Source organism: Mycobacterium sp. IDUB_21 (assembly GCF_055419425.1).
This window is the reverse complement of record NZ_JBVAXQ010000020.1, coordinates 33,671-52,967: the sequence shown is the minus strand read 5'-3', so window position 1 is coordinate 52,967 and position 19,297 is coordinate 33,671. Positions and strand designations below refer to the sequence as shown.

Annotated in this window: 18 protein-coding genes and 1 tRNA gene; 15 read left to right on the top strand and 4 right to left on the bottom strand. The window is 68.4% G+C overall.

Annotated elements, in window-relative coordinates:
- The first annotated feature begins 18 nt into the window (after positions 1–18).
- From ACZYY4_RS22050 to xerD, 4 genes are all read left to right on the top strand, one after another.
- Positions 19–960, top strand: coding sequence for a copper transporter (locus ACZYY4_RS22050; protein WP_463812183.1), 942 nt, complete (start codon positions 19–21; stop codon positions 958–960).
- Positions 961–1,081: 121 nt separating this feature from the next.
- Complete coding sequence (locus tag ACZYY4_RS22045) at positions 1,082–2,899, top strand: CTP synthase (protein WP_463812196.1); 1,818 nt, start codon at positions 1,082–1,084, stop codon at positions 2,897–2,899.
- Positions 2,892–3,524, top strand: coding sequence for an NUDIX domain-containing protein (locus ACZYY4_RS22040; protein ID WP_463812182.1), 633 nt, complete (start codon positions 2,892–2,894; stop codon positions 3,522–3,524). The genes ACZYY4_RS22045 and ACZYY4_RS22040 overlap by 8 nt, the downstream gene beginning before the upstream one ends.
- On the top strand, positions 3,521–4,477 hold the full coding sequence (xerD, locus tag ACZYY4_RS22035; protein WP_463812181.1) for a site-specific tyrosine recombinase XerD: 957 nt from the start codon (positions 3,521–3,523) through the stop codon (positions 4,475–4,477). Before ACZYY4_RS22040 ends, xerD begins: the two co-directional genes overlap by 4 nt.
- A 21-nt stretch (positions 4,478–4,498) precedes the next feature.
- On the opposite strand, the gene ACZYY4_RS22030 is transcribed toward xerD, so the two are convergent.
- On the bottom strand, positions 4,499–5,254 hold the full coding sequence (locus ACZYY4_RS22030; protein ID WP_463812180.1) for an O-methyltransferase: 756 nt from the start codon (positions 5,252–5,254) through the stop codon (positions 4,499–4,501).
- Positions 5,255–5,368: 114 nt separating this feature from the next.
- On the opposite strand from ACZYY4_RS22030, the gene ACZYY4_RS22025 reads away from it, so the two are divergent.
- The 7 genes from ACZYY4_RS22025 to ACZYY4_RS21995 are packed head-to-tail and all read left to right on the top strand — an operon-like array spanning position 5,369 to position 11,502.
- Positions 5,369–6,226 carry a ParA family protein gene (locus tag ACZYY4_RS22025; protein WP_463812179.1) on the top strand — a complete coding sequence of 286 codons (858 nt, stop codon included), beginning with the start codon at positions 5,369–5,371 and terminating at the stop codon, positions 6,224–6,226.
- Positions 6,214–7,044, top strand: coding sequence for a segregation/condensation protein A (locus tag ACZYY4_RS22020; protein ID WP_463812195.1), 831 nt, complete (start codon positions 6,214–6,216; stop codon positions 7,042–7,044). The genes ACZYY4_RS22025 and ACZYY4_RS22020 overlap by 13 nt, the downstream gene beginning before the upstream one ends.
- Positions 7,045–7,058: 14 nt before the next feature.
- A complete protein-coding gene (scpB, locus tag ACZYY4_RS22015; RefSeq protein WP_463812178.1) occupies positions 7,059–7,832 on the top strand; it encodes an SMC-Scp complex subunit ScpB in 774 nt (257 codons plus the stop codon).
- Positions 7,832–8,593: a pseudouridine synthase gene (locus ACZYY4_RS22010; protein WP_463812177.1), complete on the top strand. Its 762-nt coding sequence runs from the start codon at positions 7,832–7,834 to the stop codon at positions 8,591–8,593. The genes scpB and ACZYY4_RS22010 overlap by 1 nt, the downstream gene beginning before the upstream one ends.
- A complete protein-coding gene (gene cmk / locus ACZYY4_RS22005) occupies positions 8,590–9,282 on the top strand; it encodes a (d)CMP kinase (protein WP_463812176.1) in 693 nt (230 codons plus the stop codon). Before ACZYY4_RS22010 ends, cmk begins: the two co-directional genes overlap by 4 nt.
- Positions 9,279–10,697, top strand: coding sequence for a ribosome biogenesis GTPase Der (gene der, locus ACZYY4_RS22000; RefSeq protein ID WP_463812175.1), 1,419 nt, complete (start codon positions 9,279–9,281; stop codon positions 10,695–10,697). Before cmk ends, der begins: the two co-directional genes overlap by 4 nt.
- Before the next feature lie 37 nt (positions 10,698–10,734).
- On the top strand, positions 10,735–11,502 hold the full coding sequence (locus ACZYY4_RS21995) for a sulfite exporter TauE/SafE family protein (protein ID WP_463812194.1): 768 nt from the start codon (positions 10,735–10,737) through the stop codon (positions 11,500–11,502).
- 5 nt (positions 11,503–11,507) lie between these two features.
- On the opposite strand, the gene ACZYY4_RS21990 is transcribed toward ACZYY4_RS21995, so the two are convergent.
- Entirely contained in the window at positions 11,508–13,193 is a 1,686-nt protein-coding gene (locus ACZYY4_RS21990; RefSeq protein WP_463812174.1) for a patatin-like phospholipase family protein, read from the bottom strand.
- 161 nt (positions 13,194–13,354) lie between these two features.
- Between ACZYY4_RS21990 and ACZYY4_RS21985 the strand changes: the two genes are divergently transcribed.
- Positions 13,355–13,428, top strand: a tRNA-Pro gene (locus tag ACZYY4_RS21985).
- A 145-nt stretch (positions 13,429–13,573) separates the two neighbouring features.
- Complete coding sequence (locus tag ACZYY4_RS21980; protein WP_009952110.1) at positions 13,574–13,777, top strand: cold-shock protein; 204 nt, start codon at positions 13,574–13,576, stop codon at positions 13,775–13,777.
- A gap of 179 nt (positions 13,778–13,956) precedes the next feature.
- Here ACZYY4_RS21980 and ACZYY4_RS21975 read toward each other — a convergent pair whose 3' ends face one another.
- Both ACZYY4_RS21975 and ACZYY4_RS21970 read right to left on the bottom strand, forming a co-directional pair.
- Positions 13,957–14,625, bottom strand: coding sequence for a response regulator transcription factor (locus tag ACZYY4_RS21975; RefSeq protein ID WP_463812193.1), 669 nt, complete (start codon positions 14,623–14,625; stop codon positions 13,957–13,959).
- Position 14,626: 1 nt separating this feature from the next.
- Positions 14,627–15,826, bottom strand: coding sequence for a sensor histidine kinase (locus ACZYY4_RS21970; RefSeq protein WP_463812173.1), 1,200 nt, complete (start codon positions 15,824–15,826; stop codon positions 14,627–14,629).
- Between the two features lie 132 nt (positions 15,827–15,958).
- On the opposite strand from ACZYY4_RS21970, the gene ACZYY4_RS21965 reads away from it, so the two are divergent.
- Positions 15,959–16,339 (top strand): hypothetical protein, encoded by a 381-nt coding sequence (locus ACZYY4_RS21965; protein ID WP_463812172.1) that lies wholly within the window; start codon positions 15,959–15,961, stop codon positions 16,337–16,339.
- Positions 16,332–19,286 (top strand): MMPL/RND family transporter, encoded by a 2,955-nt coding sequence (locus ACZYY4_RS21960; RefSeq protein WP_463812171.1) that lies wholly within the window; start codon positions 16,332–16,334, stop codon positions 19,284–19,286. Before ACZYY4_RS21965 ends, ACZYY4_RS21960 begins: the two co-directional genes overlap by 8 nt.
- The last annotated feature ends 11 nt before the right edge of the window (positions 19,287–19,297 follow it).

Genomic DNA, 19,297 nt, shown 5'->3' with positions numbered 1-19,297 from the left:
AAGAATCGGGGCACCGCGATGATCACCCCTCGCTACCACGCGATGTCGCTGACCGCGGTGCTGCTGGCACTGGTGTTCGGCGTCGTTCTCGGGTCCGGGCTGCTGTCGGGCCCCCTCATGGGCGGCCTGCAGTCCGACAAACAGGAGTTGCGCGCCCAGATCGACACGCTGCACGACCAGCAGAACGCGCTGAACGAACGACTCGGCAACGCAAACGATTTCGACGCGGCGATGTCGCCCCGGATCGTGCGCGACGCGCTGAACGGCAAGTCCACGGTGATCTTCCGGACCCCCGACGCCGCCGACGACGACGTCGATGCGGTGGCGCGGATCATCGGACAGGCGGGCGGAACCGTCACCGGAACTGTGACGTTGACGCCGCAGTTCGTCGAGGGCAACGCCGAAGAGAAGCTGCGCGCCGTGCTGGAGTCCGGGATCGTGCCGGCCGGCGCCCAGCTGAGCACCAACCTGATCGATCAGGGCGCCCAGGCCGGCGATCTGCTCGGCATCGCGCTGTTGATCAACCGCAGCCCTGCCGTTCCGCCCGTTGACGACGCCCAGCGTGACACCGTGCTGGCCGCGCTGCGCGACACCGGCTTCATCACCTACGGCGAACAGCGAATCGGGTCGGCCAACGCGGCCGTGGTGATCACCGGAGGCGCACTGGCCGAGGATGCCGGCAGTGCTGGGTTGAGCGTCGCGCGGTTCGCGGCGGCACTGGCCCCGCACGGCTCCGCGGCGGTACTGGCCGGCCGGGACGGCAGCGCGTCGGGTACCGCGGCCGTCGCGATGGCCCGCACCGATGCGGCGGTGGCCGCGGCGGTCAGCACGGTCGACGACGTCGACATCGAGTCGGGCCGGATCACCACGATCATGGCGGTGAGCAGCCTGATCCAGGGCGGGCACCCGGGCCAGTACGGCATCGGCCACGGCGCCGGGTCGGTCACCCTCGCGCAATAGGGTGACCGCGGCCGGACGGCGTGTCCCGGGCCGGGAGGCGCCGTCGATGTTAGGGTGAGTTTCCGTGGGTCGGCAGGCCCTCATTCCTGCGCCGTCGTCACGGAGGTTGGTTTTGCCACCACTGCGAAAGCATCCGCAAACCGAGCCGAAGCACCTCTTCGTCACCGGTGGAGTTGCGTCCTCACTGGGTAAAGGTTTGACCGCAAGCAGCCTGGGCCAGTTGCTGATCGCCCGCGGACTGCAGGTCACCATGCAGAAGCTGGACCCTTACCTCAACGTCGACCCCGGCACGATGAATCCGTTTCAGCACGGTGAGGTCTTCGTCACCGAGGACGGCGCCGAGACCGATCTCGACGTCGGCCACTACGAGCGGTTCCTGGACCGCGACCTGTCCGGGTCGGCGAATGTGACCACGGGGCAGGTGTATTCGACGGTCATCGCCAAGGAACGCCGCGGCGAGTACCTCGGCGACACCGTGCAGGTGATCCCGCACATCACCGACGAGATCAAGCGGCGCATCCTGGCGATGTCCGAACCGGACACCGACGGCCGGCGCCCCGACGTCGTCATCACCGAGATCGGCGGCACCGTCGGCGACATCGAGTCGCAGCCGTTCCTGGAAGCCGCCCGCCAGGTCCGCCACGATGTCGGCCGGGACAACGTGTTCTTCCTGCACGTGTCGCTGGTGCCCTACCTGGCCCCCTCGGGTGAGCTCAAGACCAAGCCGACCCAGCACTCGGTGGCGGCGCTGCGCAGCATCGGTATCACCCCGGATGCGCTGATCCTGCGCTGCGATCGCGATGTGCCCGAAGCGCTGAAGAACAAGATCGCGCTGATGTGCGACGTCGACGTCGACGGGGTGATCTCCACCCCGGACGCGGCGTCGATCTATGACATCCCCAAGGTGCTGCACCGCGAAGAACTCGACGCCTACGTGGTGCGCCGGCTCAACCTGCCGTTCAAGGACGTCGACTGGACCGAGTGGGATGAGCTGCTGCGCCGGGTCCACGAGCCCCACGAGACCGTGCGAATTGCGCTGGTGGGCAAGTACATCGACCTGTCCGACGCCTACCTGTCGGTGACCGAGGCGCTGCGGGCCGGCGGGTTCACCCACTACGCGAAGGTCGAGATCAACTGGGTCACCTCCGATCAGTGCGCCACCCCCGCCGGGGCGGCCGCCGCGCTGGGGGAGATGCACGGTGTGCTGATCCCGGGCGGATTCGGGATCCGGGGCATCGAGGGCAAGATCGGCGCCATCGCGTACGCCCGCACTCACGCACTGCCGGTGCTGGGGTTGTGCCTGGGGCTGCAGTGCATCGTGATCGACGCGGCCCGCACCGCCGGGATCACCGAAGCCAGCTCGGCGGAGTTCGACCCGGACACGCCCGACCCCGTCATCGCGACCATGGCCGACCAGCAGGAGGCCGTTGCCGGCACCGCGGACCTCGGCGGCACCATGCGCCTGGGCGCCTATCCCGCGGTGCTGGAAGCGGATTCGATTGTGGCCGAGGCATATCAGGCGACCGAGGTCTCCGAACGGCACCGGCATCGCTTCGAGGTCAACAACGCCTACCGGGACCGGATCGCCGAGAGCGGGCTGCGTTTCTCCGGCACGTCCCCGGACGGCAAGCTGGTCGAGTTCGTCGAGTACCCGCGCGAGATGCACCCGTTCCTGGTGGGCACCCAGGCGCACCCGGAGCTGAAGAGCAGGCCCACCCGGGCGCACCCGCTGTTCGCGGCGTTCGTCGGTGCGGCAATGGACTACAAGGCCGCCGAGCGGCTGCCGGTGGAGATCCCCGAGCACCATCACGAGCACTACGAGCCCGTCGGCGCTCAGAACGATGACGCCCAGAACGGAGCAGATGGACGCGGCGGCAGCGCCCAGCCGTTGACCGACCCGCGGCAAGAAACCCGGCCGGAACACGTCACCCGTGGCTGAACACGTCTTCGAGACCACCTCGTCGGAGCTGCTGCACAGCGGCAAGATCTTCGCGCTGCGCCGCGACGAGGTGCGGATGCCGGGCGGCAAGACGGCCACCCGCGACGTGGTGGAACACTACGGCGCCGTCGGGGTCGTCGCGATGGACTCGGTGAGCCCGGACGGCAAGATCCCGCTGATCTACCAATACCGCCACGCGTTCGGACGGCGGTTGTGGGAGCTGCCCGCCGGACTGCTCGACGTCGGTGGCGAGGCCGCGCACCTGACCGCCGGCCGCGAACTTGTCGAGGAGGCGGGTTTGACGGCCAGTACCTGGCAGGTGCTGGTCGACCTGGACTCCACGCCGGGGTTTTCCGACGAGTCGGTGCGGGTGTATCTGGCCACCGGCCTTTCGGAGGTCGAACGCCCGCAGGCCCACGACGAGGAAGCGGACCTGACGCTGGCCTGGTACCCGATCGCCGAGGCGGCCAGGATGGTCTTTCGCGGTGAGATCGTCAATGCCATTGCGGTGGCCGGGATTCTGGCGGCGTATCTGCACAGTCAGGGATTCGGGGCGCCGCGTCCGGTGGACGCCGACTGGGTCGACAGGCCGACCGCGTTCGCCGCCAGGAAGAGCCGGTCATGACCGCGGCGGCCAAGCCGGTGTGTCCGCTCAACGGGCAACTGCAGGGCTACCTGGATCATCTGACGATCGAGCGCGGGGTGGCGGCCAATACGTTGAGCTCCTATCGGCGGGACCTGCGGCGCTACAGCGAGCACCTGCTGGCCCGCGGCGTCGACGACCTGGCCGGTGTCCAGGAGAGCGACGTCACCGAATTCCTGGTGGCACTGCGGCGCGGCGACCCCGAAAGCGGCGTGCCGGCGCTGTCGGCGGTCTCGGCCGGGCGCGCTCTGATCGCGGTGCGGGGCCTGCACCGGTTCGCCGCCGCCGAGGGAATGGCGCCGGTGGACGCGGCGCGCGGCGTCAAGCCGCCTACGCCGGGACGGCGACTGCCCAAGAGTCTGACCATCGACGAGGTGTCGGCGCTGCTGGCCGGCGCCGGCGGCGAAAGCGCCTCGGACGGTCCGTTGATGCTGCGCAACCGGGCGCTGCTGGAATTGCTGTACTCCACCGGATCCCGGATCTCCGAAGCCGTCGGACTGGATCTCGACGACATCGATGTGCGTGACCGGTCGGTGCTGTTGCGCGGCAAGGGCGGCAAGCAGCGGCTGGTGCCGGTGGGCCGGCCCGCGGTGGCGGCGCTGGACGCCTATCTGGTGCGGGGCCGCCCGGGCCTGGCGATCCGCGGCCGTGGCACCGCGGCGGTATTCCTCAACGCCCGCGGGGGGCGGTTGTCGCGGCAGAGCGCCTGGCAGGTGCTGCACGATGCCGCCGAACGGGCCGGAATCACCGCAAAGGTGTCCCCGCACACGCTGCGACATTCGTTCGCGACCCACCTGCTCGACGGCGGCGCCGACGTGCGGGTGGTGCAGGAGCTGCTCGGCCACGCCTCGGTGAGCACCACCCAGATCTACACGCTGGTCACGGTGAACGCGCTGCGCGAGGTGTGGGCCGGCGCCCACCCCCGCGCCCGCTGACCCTGTCCTTTGCGGCGAGCGTCAACCGCCCAGGTACGTCGACTCCAGCGCCAGGTCGTGGAGCAGGCTCTGATACTCCACATGCGTCTTGTGCTCGATGGTGTCCCACTGCGATCCCTGCAGAGCCCGCATGTGCTCGCGGTAACGCGGCGCGCCGGGCACTTTGACGTTGTCGGCGACCACGACCGATCCCGGGTGCAGCCAGCCCCGGTCCAGGATGCTGTGCAGGTCGGGCAGGTACGCGTCCTTGTCGTGGTCGAGGAACAAGAAGTCCAGCGCGCCGGCGGCGAAGCCGTGCCGGGCCGTGAGCGCGTCCAGCGTGCGCCCGCCGTCACCGATGGTGCCCACCACGCAGGTGACCCGGTCGGCCACCCCGGCGTGCGCCCAGATCTGCCGGGCGTTGATGGCGTTGGCCTCGGCGAGCTCGATCGAATAGATCCGGGCTGCCGGAGCGGCGCGGGCGATGCGCAGCGCGCTGTAACCGCAGTAGGTGCCCAGTTCCAGGGCCAGCGCCGGGTTGACCCGTTGCACCGCGGCGTCGAGCAGCGCGCCCTTCTCGTCGCCGATGTTGATCAGCAGCGACTTCTCGTAGGCGAACTCGTCGATGCGGGCCAACACGTCGTCGATGTCGCCGGCCCGGGCGTTGGCCAGTACGTAGTCGACGGCGGCGGCTTCGCGGCCGTCGCCGATCTGGCCGGTCGTGGTGATGTTGCGGGCGCCGGTAGCCATCCGCAGGAACGACCACCGCAGGAAGGGCATGCGTCGTTTGAGACTCATAGCTGCGATCTTATGGCGCTCGGCATCCCCGGCGACTGCTTCATGTAGCAGGTATGGGCGGCGGTCACCCGTTAGACTTCTTCGGATGTCCGCCACCACCTCGCCGACCCGGCCATGAGCGACGACGACAGCTCCGGCGTCGGCTTGACCGGGCGTCCACCGCGGAACATCCCCGAGCCACAGCCCCGCTCGACACACGGCCCGGCCAAGGTCATCGCGATGTGCAACCAGAAGGGCGGCGTCGGCAAGACCACCTCCACCATCAACCTCGGCGCGGCGCTGGCCGAATACGGCCGCAAAGTCCTGCTGGTGGATCTGGACCCGCAGGGTGCGCTGTCGGCGGGCCTCGGGGTGCCGCACTACGAACTGGCGCACACCATCCACAACCTGCTGGTGGAGCCGCGGGTCGCAATCGACGACGTGCTGATGCAGACCCGGATCGAGAACCTGGACCTGGTGCCCTCCAACATCGACTTGTCGGCCGCGGAGATCCAGCTCGTCAACGAGGTGGGGCGGGAGCATTCGCTGACGCGCGCACTGCGACCGGTGCTGGACCGCTACGACTATCTGCTGGTGGACTGCCAGCCGTCGCTGGGGCTGCTCACCGTCAACGGGCTCGCCTGCGCCGACGGGGTGCTGATCCCGACCGAGTGCGAGTACTTCTCGCTGCGCGGTCTGGCGCTGCTGACCGACACCGTCGAGAAGGTCCGCGACCGGCTGAACCCGAAGCTGGAGATCAGCGGGATCCTGCTGACTCGTTACGACCCGCGCACGGTCAACTCCCGGGAGGTGATGTCGCGGGTGGTGGAGCGCTTCGGTGACCTGGTGTTCGACACGGTGATCACCCGCACGGTCCGTTTCCCGGAGACCACCGTGGCGGGCGAGCCCATCACCACCTGGGCCCCGAAGTCCGGCGGTGCGCAGGCCTACCGCGCGCTCGCCCGCGAAGTCATCGACCGATTCGGCGCGTGAACCCCGACACCGAGATCGAAACGGCGACCACCGGTTTCCAGGTTCGACTGACCAACTTCGAGGGTCCGTTCGATCTGCTGCTGCAGTTGATCTTCGCGCACCGCCTCGACGTCACCGAGGTGGCGTTGCACCAGGTCACCGATGATTTCATCGCCTACACCCGCGACGTCGGGCCGCAGCTGGGCTTGGAGGAGACGACAGCGTTTCTGGTCATCGCCGCCACGCTGCTCGATCTCAAGGCGGCCCGGCTGCTGCCCGCCGGACGGGTCGACGACGAAGAAGATCTGGCGCTACTGGAGGTCCGTGACCTGCTGTTCGCCCGGCTACTGCAGTACCGGGCGTTCAAGCATGTCGCGCAGATGTTCGCCGAATTGGAGGCGGCCGCGCTGCGCAGCTATCCGCGCGCGGTGTCGCTGGAAGACGGCTTCGCCAACCTGCTGCCCGAGGTGCTGCTCGGCGTCGATGCCGAGTCGTTCGCCCAGATCGCGGCGGCTGCGTTCACGCCGCGCCCGGTTCCGATCGTGGGCACCGAGCACCTGCATCAGATGATGGTGTCGGTGCCCGAGCAGGCCGGCGTGCTGCTGACATTGCTGGAGTCGCGTGGCAGCGGTGCGTGGGCCTCGTTCTCCGAATTGGTCGCGGACTGCCAGGCGCCGATCGAGATCGTCGGCCGCTTCTTGGCGCTGCTCGAACTGTATCGAGCCCGGGCGGTAGCATTCGACCAGTCAGAACCACTTGGTGTGCTCCAGGTGTCGTGGACCGGTGAACGTCCGACCGCTGGCGACTTAGAACTGGTGAAAGCAGAATCGGCCGAGTAGTGCGAGACGAATTGATGACTGACCACATGTCCGAGCCCGAGGTGTCGGAGCCGTCCGGGTCTTCCGGGCTGTCCGAGCCGTCCGAGCTGTCCGGGGCTGCCGAGTTCGCCGGGCCCGCCGGTTCCGACCTCGGCATCGACGTCGCCGTGACCCCCGAACTGGAGGATGCCGAGCTGGGTGCGGTGATCGAGGCCCTGCTGCTGGTGGTGGACACCCCGGTGACCGAGGAGTCGCTGGCGGCCGCCACCGACCAACCGGTGTACCGGATCACCGCCAAACTGCGGGCGATGGCCGACGAACTCACCGAACGTGACAGCGGCATCGACCTGCGCGAAGCCGGCGGCGGCTGGCGGCTCTACACCCGCGCGCGGTTCGCCCCGTATGTCGAGCGCCTGCTGCTCGACGGCGCACGATCCAAACTGACCCGCGCCGCCTTGGAGACGCTGGCGGTGGTCGCCTATCGCCAACCGGTGACGCGGGCCCGGGTCAGCGCGGTGCGCGGTGTCAACGTGGACGCGGTGATGCGCACGCTGCTGGCGCGCGGCTTGATCACCGAAGCGGGCGCCGACGAAGACACCGGCGCGGTGACGTTCGCGACCACCGAGTTGTTCTTGGAGCGGCTGGGCCTGTCGTCGCTGGCAGACCTGCCTGACATCGCACCGTTGTTGCCCGATGTCGACACGATCGACGACCTGAGTGAATCCCTGGACAGCGAACCGCGTTTCATGAAACTCGGCGGTACGCGGGCCGCCGATCAGCCGCTGACCTTCGATGTGGACCACCTCTGATGGCGTTCTCCGATTCCAACCCGGATTCCGATGGCGTACGCCTGCAGAAGGTGTTGTCGCAGGCCGGTGTCGCGTCGCGCCGCGTCGCCGAGCGAATGATTCTGGATGGCCGGGTCGAGGTCGACGGACAGGTGGTCACCGAGCTGGGCACCCGGGTGGATCCCGGCGCTGTGGTGATCCGGGTCGACGGGGCGCGGGTGAGCGTCGATGACACCCGGGTCTATCTGGCCCTGAACAAACCGCGCGGTGTGCATTCGACGATGTCGGACGATCGCGGCAGGCCGTGCATCGGCGACTACGTCGAGCATCGGATTCGCGGAGATGCCAAGCTGTTTCACGTCGGAAGGCTCGACGCTGACACCGAGGGACTGATGATTCTGACCAATGACGGCGAGCTGGCGCACCGGCTGATGCACCCGTCCTATCAGATCCCCAAAACCTATGTGGCCACCGTGCTCGGGTCGATCCCGCGCGGGCTGGGCAAGAAGCTGCGCGAGGGCGTCGAACTCGACGACGGCCCGGCGAAGGTCGATGACTTCGCGGTGGTCGACGCCGTGCCCGGCAAGTCCCTGGTGCGGGTGACCCTGCACGAGGGCCGCAAGCGCATCGTGCGCCGGATGCTGGCGGCGGTCGGGTTTCCGGTTCAGGAGCTGGTGCGCACCGACATCGGCGCGGTTGCACTGGGGGAGCAGCGGCCCGGCACCATTCGGGTATTGGGCCGCAAGGAGATCGGCGAACTGTACAAGGCGGTCGGGTTGTGAGCCCCGGCAGCGGCGTCGTCGTCGCCATCGACGGGCCGGCCGGAACCGGTAAATCCACGGTGGCCCGGGGATTGGCCCGAGCGCTGGGGGAAGGCTATCTGGACACCGGTGCGATGTACCGGGTCGTCACCCTGGCGGTACTGCGGTCCGATGTCGCCCTCGATGACGCCGCGGGCATCGCCCGCATTGCCGACGGTGTCGAGGTCGCGGTGGACTCCCACCCCGACGGTGACCGCGCTTACCTTGGCGGAGAAGATGTTTCGGGCGAGATCCGCGGCGACGAGGTAACCCGGGCGGTGTCCGGAGTGTCGGCGATTCCCGAGGTGCGCACCCGGCTGGTCGCCCTACAGCGGCAGCTGGCCGGCCAAACCGACGGTGTGGTGGTGGAAGGCCGTGACATCGGCACCGTGGTGCTGCCCGACGCCGACGTGAAGATCTTCCTCACCGCCTCGGCCGAGACACGCGCCCGGCGGCGCAACGACCAGAACGTGGCGGCCGGGTTGGGCGATGACTACGCCGCTGTGCTGGCCGATGTGCTTCGGCGCGACGAGCTGGATTCGACGCGGGCGGTGTCGCCGCTGCGGCCCGCCGACGACGCGGTGATCGTGGACACCGGAGAGATGACCCAGGAGCAGGTGGTCGACCACCTGCGAGAGCTGGTCGAGCAACGTTGCGGGGCGATCCGATGACTTCTTCTGAATCCGACGGCACCTGGGTCGACGAAAGTGACTGGGAGCTAGGCGAAGACGCTGGATTCGACGAGCTCGCCGAGGACGCCGGCCCCCCGCCCGTGGTGGCGGTGGTGGGCCGGCCGAACGTCGGCAAGTCGACTCTGGTCAACCGCATCCTGGGCCGGCGCGAGGCGGTGGTGCAGGACCTGCCCGGAGTGACCCGCGACCGGGTCTCCTATGACGCGTTGTGGACCGGGCGCCGGTTCGTGGTGCAGGACACCGGCGGCTGGGAACCCGACGCCAAGGGCTTGCAGCAGTTGGTGGCCGAACAGGCGTCGGTGGCGATGCGCACCGCCGACGCGGTGATCCTGGTGGTGGACGCGGTAGTCGGCGCCACCGCCGGCGACGAGGCCGCCGCGAAGATCCTGCGTCGCTCGGGCAAGCCGGTGTTTTTGGCCGCCAACAAGGTTGACGGTGAACGCGGTGAGTCCGACGCGACGGCGCTGTGGTCGCTGGGGCTGGGCCAACCGCACGCGGTCAGCGCCCTGCACGGACGCGGGGTGGCCGACCTGCTCGACGACGTGGTCGCCAAGCTGCCCGAGGTCGCCGAGGTGGCGGCGGGCACCGGTGGCCCACGACGAGTGGCGTTGGTCGGCAAGCCCAACGTCGGCAAGAGTTCACTGCTGAATCGCCTGGCCGGCGACGAACGGTCGGTGGTGCACGACGTCGCCGGAACGACGGTCGACCCCGTCGACTCGCTGATCGAGATGGACGGCAAGATCTGGCGTTTCGTCGACACCGCCGGCCTGCGCCGCAAGGTGGCGCAGGCCAGCGGACATGAGTTCTACGCCTCGGTACGCACTCACGGCGCCATCGATACCGCCGAAGTGGTGATCGTGTTGGTGGATGCGTCCCAGCCGCTGACCGAACAGGATCAGCGGGTGTTGGCCATGGTGATCGAGGCGGGCCGGGCGATGGTGCTGGCATTCAACAAGTGGGATCTGGTCGACGAAGACCGGCGCTACCTGCTCGATAAGGAGATCGACCGTGACCTGGCCCGGGTGGCTTGGGCGCAGCGGGTCAACATCTCCGCGAAAACCGGTCGCGCCGTGCAGAAGTTGGTGCCCGCGCTGGAGAGCGCGCTGGCATCGTGGGACAGGCGGATACCGACCGGGCAGCTCAACTCCTGGCTCAAAGAAGTCGTCGCTGCGACACCGCCCCCGGCGCGGGGCGGGCGGGCGCCGCGCATCCTGTTCGCCACCCAGGCCACAGCCCGTCCGCCGACGTTCGTGTTGTTCAGTTCCGGATTCTTGGAGGCCGGCTACCGCCGGTTCCTGGAGCGACGGCTGCGCGAGACGTTCGGATTCGAGGGCAGTCCGATCCGGGTCAACGTACGGGTGCGAGAGAAGCGGGGCGCCAAGCGCACGCGCTGAGGCCTCGGAGAAGGGGGAGTCGGTGCCCGTTTCGCAGATGGTGTTGATCATCCTGGCCGGAGTGGGCGCCGGGGCGGTCAACTCCCTGGTCGGCTCCGGGACGCTGATCACCTTCCCGACACTGGTGACGCTGGGATTCCCGCCGCTGACCGCGACCATCTCCAACTCGATCGGCCTGGTGGCCGGCGGGGTTTCGGGCACCTGGGCGTACCGCCGCGAACTGCGCGGGCAGTGGGACCGGCTGCGCTGGCAGATCCCGGGGTCGGTGATCGGTGCGATGTGCGGCGCCTATCTGTTGCTGCACCTGCCGGAAAGCGTGTTCAACCGGGTAGTTCCGGCGCTGTTGGTCGGCGCCCTGGCGCTGGTGGTGGTCGGCCCGAAGATCCAGGCGATCGCCCAGCGGCGGGCCGAGGAGTCCGGCCGATCCGTTGACCACCTCAGCCGTGGCCGGATGGTGGCGCTGACGCTCGGGACGTTCGGGGTCGCCGTCTACGGGGGCTATTTCTCTGCGGCGCAGGGCATTTTGCTGATCGGCGTGATGGGTGTGCTGCTGCCGGAGTCGATGCAGCGGATGAACGCGGCGAAGGTGCTGTTGACGCTGTTGGTCAACGTGGTCGCCGCGCTGGCGTACATCCTCACGGCGTTCGACCGGATCAGTTGGACCGCAGCGGGATTGATCGCGGTCGGCTCACTGATCGGCGGATACCTGGGCGGTCACTACGGGCGCCGGCTCTCACCGAACGCGCTACGCGCGGTGATCCTCGTGGTCGGCCTGATCGGGCTGTACCGGCTGATGGCGGTCTGAGCGCGTCAGATCGCGTCGCGGTTGCGCCACCGCTCCCAGCGGCTCCGCGGCGCACGCAGCGCCGACATCACCGTGCTCATCGGAGCGGCCTGCTGGTGCACCGGTCGCGCTGCCTCGGAGTCCACCACCGCCGGCTTCTCGCCTTCCCACCAAATGGGTTCCAGCAGCGCCGAGACCACCGGAATCGCGCGCTCGACACTGCTGCGTCCCCATTGGCAGGCCCGCTCGATGGTGGCCGCCGACGGCGCCAGGTTCACCGGCGACAGCGTCGGGGAGAACCGGACCAGGTGGTCGGCGTAGGGGGCGTTGCGCACCATCTGCAGCTGGATCGCCTGGGTGATCGGCACCAGCCACAGGTGCCGCGGATCCCACTGCGGATGGAAGCAGTCGAATGCGAGGTAGCAGGCGTTGCGGGTTCCCAGCCGGCCGTCGCGGACCCGCTTCCAGGCCAGCTCGACGGGAACATTGCTGGCCGCGCCACCGTCCACCAGGGCCCCGACGTCGTTGTCGGCCAGCAGCGCGTCGAACAGCGGCGTCATCGCCGGATCGTTGGTCTCGTGGTGCAGCACCCCGGGGATCGCCGAGGAGAACGACGCGGCGTCGACGACATTGACATCGCGGGCCGGATCGTCGCCCCCGATGACGAGCGGGGTGACCACCCGCGGGTCGATGAAGGCGGCGGTCTGCCAGAGCCGCGCCGCCACCTGCGGGCCGAGCCCGATCGGAAGATAGGGGAAAGACCGGAGCTGCAGGGCCGCGAGGCTCTGATTGCGGTACCGCGAGGGGAGGGCGGCGAACGGCTGCCGGCGCACCCCGGCCACCACTGCGTCGAACGGAATGGCCAGATCCGACATCCGCATCGGCTCGCCGTCCTCACGGCGGAACATGGCGTCGGCGAACTGATTGAAGTTCAACGAGAACACGCCGGTCAGACCGTGGCGGCGGCGTAGCCGCTCCGGCCCCAGGATGGCGCGGAACGACACCGTCTTCGCCCACGCGACGTACTCCTCGATGGGAACCGGCAGCGCCCGGCTGACCACCGCTCCCAGGATCGAACCGAACGACGAGCCGATCAGGTAGTCGGGGACGGATCCGGCCTCCAACAACGCATTCATGCCGCCGATGTAGACGAAGCCCGCGCCGCCCCCGCCGCCCAGGACGGTGACCAGCTTCTTGTGGCCCACCTCGGCGTCGAGTTCGCAGCGGGAGAAGTCGTCGCCGTGGCGATCGAGCAGCACTTGGCGCTGCTCGTCCTGATCGGCGGCCAGGCCACCCAGTGCGTCGCGGGCGGCGGTCAGCGCGATCACCGGGTCGCGCTCGTCGCGCAGCGGAGCGTACAGAGCGTCGGACACCCTGGCCCGCCACGGGGCCAGCTCCGGGCCGACGGAGACGTCGCCGCGTCCCCGGGTGCCGCCCGGGCCGGCGGCGCCGGGCTCGAAGTCACCCAGCCGGGCGAAATTGAGCAGATACCGCAGCCGGCGCAGCTGCTCGGCGGACAGCACATCGGGGTGGCGCAGGGAGTGGCGGACCAGCCGGTTCTCCATCTTCTGCAGCAGCAGCACGGTGTCGCCGGTGTCGACGGTATCGACGACGTCGTCGGTGACGGCGTCTTCGGTGGTCCCGGGGATGTGCATCGGCTCCGGGCGACGATCGACCATGCCGAGCATTGCTTCGACGAAGGGGATCTGCATCAGTCGCGTTCCTGGGGTAGTGGCGCATGCCGAGGGGGCAGTCTCGCGTGGGCGAGCCTAACGCGTCTGGATCCGGCCCGCCGGTGCCCTCACGTGGGTTCGGGGAGCCCGTTCGCTTGCGGTAGGCTTTCGACCTGCTGCCGGGGTTGTTGCGGTGGTGGCGGGCTGTGGCGCAGTTTGGTAGCGCACTTGACTGGGGGTCAAGTGGTCGCAGGTTCAAATCCTGTCAGCCCGACAGAGTAGTGGCAGGTCAGAGGGTAATTGAGATCGTCTGCTCGACCTACCGTCGAAGACGGATTCCAAGATTCCCGATTGTGGATTACGATGTCAGGCGAATGTGTTCTGCATTCGTGAAGATAAACGGAAGAAGTACAGGAAATATGACGCAAGGAACCGTGAAGTGGTTCAACGGCGAAAAGGGCTTCGGCTTCATCGCTCCCGATGACGGCAGTGCGGACGTCTTCGTCCACTACTCCGAGATCCAGGGCGGTGGCTACCGCTCACTGGAGGAGAACCAGCGGGTTCAGTTCGAGGTAGGACAGGGTGCCAAGGGCCCCCAGGCCACCGGAGTGACCGCGGTCTGATCTTTACGTAATCTGTGGGCCGGCAAGGGCATAACCCCTTGCCGGCCCACAGATCGTTTACGGCCGGGGCTGTGGCTCCTCGGCCATGATCAGCCCCGTCGTTCCAGGTGGTTAACAGCGACACCAACTATCGCAACCACCGCTTCGAGACGAGCGGAGTTAGGCTCTGCCTGGCTGCATCAGCCGCCGTGTCGCGGTGTGACGATGCCGTGGTCGTAGGCGTAGACGATGGCCGCGGCACGGTCGCGCAGGTCGAGTTTGGCGAAGATGCGGCCGACGTGACTTTTCACCGTCACCTCCGAGATGTAGAGCTCGTCGGCGATTTCGCCGTTGGACCGCCCTTGCCCGATCAACCCGAGGACATCGCGCTCGCGCGCGGTCAGTTCCGCCACGACGTCGGCGCGGCGTTCGACGGCCACGGCCCGGTAGGTGTCGAGCACGCGGGCGGTGACGACCTGGTCGAGGTAGCCGTCGCCACCGGCGACTGCTCGCACCGCGCGGATCAGCTCTTCGGCCGAGGAGTCCTTGAGCACGAATCCCGACGCCCCGGCCCGCAACGCCCCGGACAGCAGCTCTTCCTCGTTGAACGTGGTCAATGCCAGCACCGGTGGCGAGCCGGGCACAGCGGCAAGTCCGCGGGTGGCTTCGATCCCGTCGACCCTCTTCATTCGCAGGTCCATCACCACCACATCCGGCCGGTGTTCGGTGACCGCACCGGGAACCTCGTCGCCGTCGGCACATTCAGCGACGACGACGAACCCGTCCTTGCGACGCAGGATCCGGCGCAGCCCGGAGCGCACCAGATCCTGATCGTCGACCAGCAGCACGGAGATCTCGGGGCCGGTCATGTCAGCCATGACATCTCCATGACCGCGGGGCCGGCTCGGTCAACGGAATCTCGGCGCGCACCGACCAGCCCTGCGCGCACGGCCCGACGTCGATGACGCCGCCGAGCAACTCGACCCGTTGGCGCATCCCGGCTACGCCTCGGCCATCCGCCGACGCCGAGGTCACCGTGACGGGCTGCTGGTTGAGAATCGACAGTAACGCTGTTGACGGCGAAACCATGAGCCCTACCACGGCTTTCGAGTCGGGAGCGTGTTTGGCGACATTGGCCAGCGACTCCTGGGCGATACGGTAGAGCGCCAGACCCACCGCGGCCGACACAGTCTCCAGGGGACCGTCGGTGCGCAGTGTGACATCGACTCCGGCCTGTCCGTAATCGGTGATCAGCGCTGGGATGTCGGTGATTCCGGGCTCGGGTGCGGTGACGGTCAGGCCGTCGTCCAGCAGCCCGACCGTGCGTCGGATATCGGCCATCGCCTGGCGACCCAGTCGCTCGGCATCGGTCAGTGCCTCCACCGCGTCGTCGACGTCGCGGTCCTGTTGCAAGGCGCGGCGCGCCCCGGTGACGTGCAGCAGTGTGATGCTCAGGGAATGCGCGATCACGTCGTGCACCTCGCGGGCGATCCGGCGGCGTTCGTCGGCGGCGGCGTGTCGGGCCAGACCTGCCTGCAGCTCCTGCTGTTGCACCAGCAGACCCGCTTGGATCCGGGTCAGAATCCCGACCAGCCAGCCCATCGCAGCCATGCCCAGATACAGCGCCGGCGAATCCAGGCGGTGTGCGCCGGCTGCGGCTGCCAATAGCGCGGAGACCAGCCCGAGCGCCACCGCCCCGGACAGCAACCGGGCCAACGCCCCGAACGACCCAAGCGCCACGACCAGCAGCACCGGGGCGAAATCGCCCGCGATCGGTGTCGAAGTGGCGAAGAGCAGAATGGCGGTGGCCGCGCCGGAGGTGGCCAGCACCAGGGCGGGCAGGAACTTGACCCCGGCCAGGAAGAACAACGCCAACGGTGCCAGCGTCAGCGCAGCCGCCCCGATGCTGGCGGGCAGATCGGCGCGGGGACGCTGCAGTATCGACGCCGCCAAACCGGCCGCCATGGCCGAGTCGACCAGCAAGATGAACGACCAGGAGTAGCCGGGCGGGATGAGCGCGCTGCGCTGCCGGAGCCGATCGCGCACGAACGCGGTTGCCACACGCAGCATCGGCTCATCGTAGAAGGGCCGCCAGCCGTGCACATCCTGCTGTGGGTGGATTTCACTGAGACCCCGGTAGGAGATCGAAAACCGAACCGCGGCACGATGTCGAACCGGCGATTGATTCCTAGCGTTGCTGACATGACCTGGAACCAACTGCACGAGCGGATGGCCTTCATGGCCGACCTGATCGACCGCGCCGCCGAATCCCCGGATTCAGCACTGCATTTCAACGGAAATTTGTCCGAAGTCGAGCGGATGTTCGGCAGCGAGGAAGGACTGCTGCTGGCGTTGCAGCAGCGCTGGATGACCGCCTTGACGGCAAGGCTCGACCAGGCCCACTACGAGGGTGTGCCCGCCGAGGTGGCCATTGCCGAACTGGCCGCCCAACAGCCCGGTCTGCGTGCCCTACTGGACGCCGCCGCGGCGCGGTCGACGCAGGTACGGGGACTGCAGCACCGGGAACCGCAGGTCGCCGTGCTGTTCGACGGCTCGCCCTTCGGGCAGCAGTACATTGCCTGACCCGCTGACCCGTTTCGCACGGCAGCTGCAGCGCCGGGCCCTCGTGGTGATCGTGGCGTGGATCGCGGTGGCCGGACTCGCCAATGCGTTCGTGCCGCAGCTCGAACGGGTCGTCGTGTCGCACTCCGGCTCGTTCATGCCCGCCGACACGGCCAACAACCTCGCCGCCGTCCGCTCCGCGGAGCTCTTCGGCGACGCACCCAGCAACAACCTCAATTACATCGTGCTGGAGCGAGATGATCCCCTGCAACCCGCGGACCGGAGCTACTACGAGGCGCTAGTGTCCGCGTTACGTTCCGACACCCGCCATGTCGACGCGGTCACCGATCTGTGGACGTCGCCGCTGACGGCGGCGGCCGCCCAGAGCCATGACGGTCGGGCGGTCGACTTGATGGTGCGGCTGTCCGGGGCGTTGGGCACCTCGGCCGCCGCCGAGTCCGTCGCCGCGGTCCGTCATGCGGTCGATCGGCTCGGACCGCCCACCGGCCTGCATGTCCTGGTCACTGGGCCGGGCGCCACCCTGGTCGACGAGTTCGCCGCGATCGACCATCAGATGCTGGCCATCACCGTCGCCACCGTCGTGGTGATACTGCTGTTGCTGCTGGCCGTCTACCGGTCGCCGGTGGCCGCGGCGATCCCGCTGATCTCGGTGGGCCTGGCCTTGGCGGTGGCCCGGCCGGTGGTCGCGGCACTCGGTGACCGCGGACTCGTCGAGGTGTCGCTGTTCACCGTGGCGCTGATCTCGGCGATGATCTTGGGCGCGGGTACCGACTACGCGATCTTTCTGATCGGCCGTTACCACGAGGGCCGTCGCCGGGGGGCCGGCCCAGGCGACGCGCTGGCCGCCGCCTACCGCGGTGTCGCCCCCGTCATCGTCGGCTCGGGGCTGACCATCGCGGTCGCGCTGGCGTGTTTGAACCTTGCCAGTATCAGCATGTTCCGTAGCGCCGGAATACCCTGTGCGATAGGCGTTCTGGTCGGAATGGTGGCGGCATTGACGCTGACTCCCGCTTTGATCGCGCTGGCCGGCAGTCGCGGCCTGCTGGAGCCACGCCGGTCGGTCATCGCCCGTCGGTGGCGGCGGCTCGGGGTGATGGTCGCTCGCTGGCCTGGACCGATCATGGCCGTGAGCGCGGGGCTGATCCTCGTCTTGATGCTGCCGTTGGTCGGGATGCATACCGGGTGGAACGAGCCGTCGGCGACCCCGGCCGACACCGGATCCAACCGTGGCTACGCCGCGATGGACCGGCACTTCGACGTCAACCGGTTGCTGCCCGACATGGTCACCGTCGAAGCGGATCATGATCTGCGCAATCCGGCCGGGTTGATCGCCATCGAACGGATCAGCAAAGGGCTCATGGCAATTCCGGGGGTACGAAGTGTGCAATCGGCGAGCCGTCCGGCCGGGAAGGCGCCCGACGAGGCCACGCTGACCCATCAGTCGGGGTTGGTAGGCGAACAACTCGGCGACGGGATCGGCTCGCTGACCGAGCGGCTGTCCCGGGTGATCGACATCGACGCCGTGCTGTCGCAGGTATCGGCAACGCTGGATTCACTGGAGAGCGGACTGGCCGGTGGTACCTCCGGTCTGCGCCAAATCGACGCGGCCGCAGCTGATATGCGCAGTGGCATGGATGGCTTGCGGCACAACCTCGATGCGGTATCGGGATATCTCGACCCGTTACGCGGCTTGGTCGACAACACCCCGGACTGCCCGGCCAACCCGATCTGTTCGGTACTGACCCGGATCGTCGAGCCGGTCGACGACGTCGTCCGCAGCTCGTCGCAACTGTCCGATGGCGCAACCAGGTTGACGACCGGATCGGGTGCCGCGACGGCAGCGCTGGCCGGGCTGCCGGCCGCGGTGCAGTCGATGCGCGAGGTGGTGAGCCGCGCCCGCAGCGCCACCGACGAGTTGCGCGGCGCGGCGGACACCTTCGCACCGCAGCTGGACGAACTCACCGGCTACCTGCGGGAGATCGCCGGCGATTTCCGCGGCAGTGCGGCGGGCGGCTTCTACCTGCCGGCCCGCGCACTGTCGGACCCGCGTTACGGCGAAGTCCTGCGCACCCTGGTGTCGCCGGACGGTAGCGCGACCCTACTACTGGTGTACGGCGAGGGCCAGGAATGGGGGACCGACGGCGCCCGGAGGGCCGAACAGATCGCGGTTGCAGTACGGGAGGCGACCAAAGAGGGCACTGTGACCGGGGTGTCGGTACATCTGGCCGGGGTCGGACCGGCCACTCGGGACCTGCAGGTGCTGGTACGTGGCGACACGGTACTACTGGTAGTGGCGACGCTGGCGTTGATCTTCGCGATCGTCGCGGTGATGCTGCGCAGTCCGGTGGCGGCGCTGGCGGTGGTCGGCACCGTCATCGTCTCCTACGCCTCGGCGCTGGGGGTCAGCGTGCTGTTCTGGCAACATCTGCTGGGCCGGCCGCTGCATTGGGCGGTGGCGCCCATCGCGTTCATCGCGTTGGTGGCCGTTGGCACCGACTACAACCTGCTGCTGGCGCTGCGGATCCGGGAGGAAGCAGTCGCCGGAATCGGCACCGGGTTGATCCGTGCTTTCGCCGGAACCGGCGGCGTGGTGACTACCGCCGGCATCGTGTTCGGGACGACGATGTTCGCGCTGGCCGGGAGCACGGTGGACAGCATCGCCCAGATCGGTGTGACGGTCTGCGTCGGGTTGCTGCTGGACACCCTGATCGTGCGGACCTTCGTGATACCTCCACTGATCATGCTGCTGGGTCGCTGGTTCTGGTGGCCGGCTTGGGCCGCGGTGCGTAGTCCAGGAAGTCTGAAGAAGACCACAGTCAAGACCACCACGGGTCGGGTCACTCTGGAGCGGCCGAATCCGCGCGATACCAACGGAGGTAGCGAGCGATGCGCGTCTTTATCACGGGTGGCACCGGTGCGATCGGTAGCTACACGGTGCCCGCCTTGATCGCGGCTGGC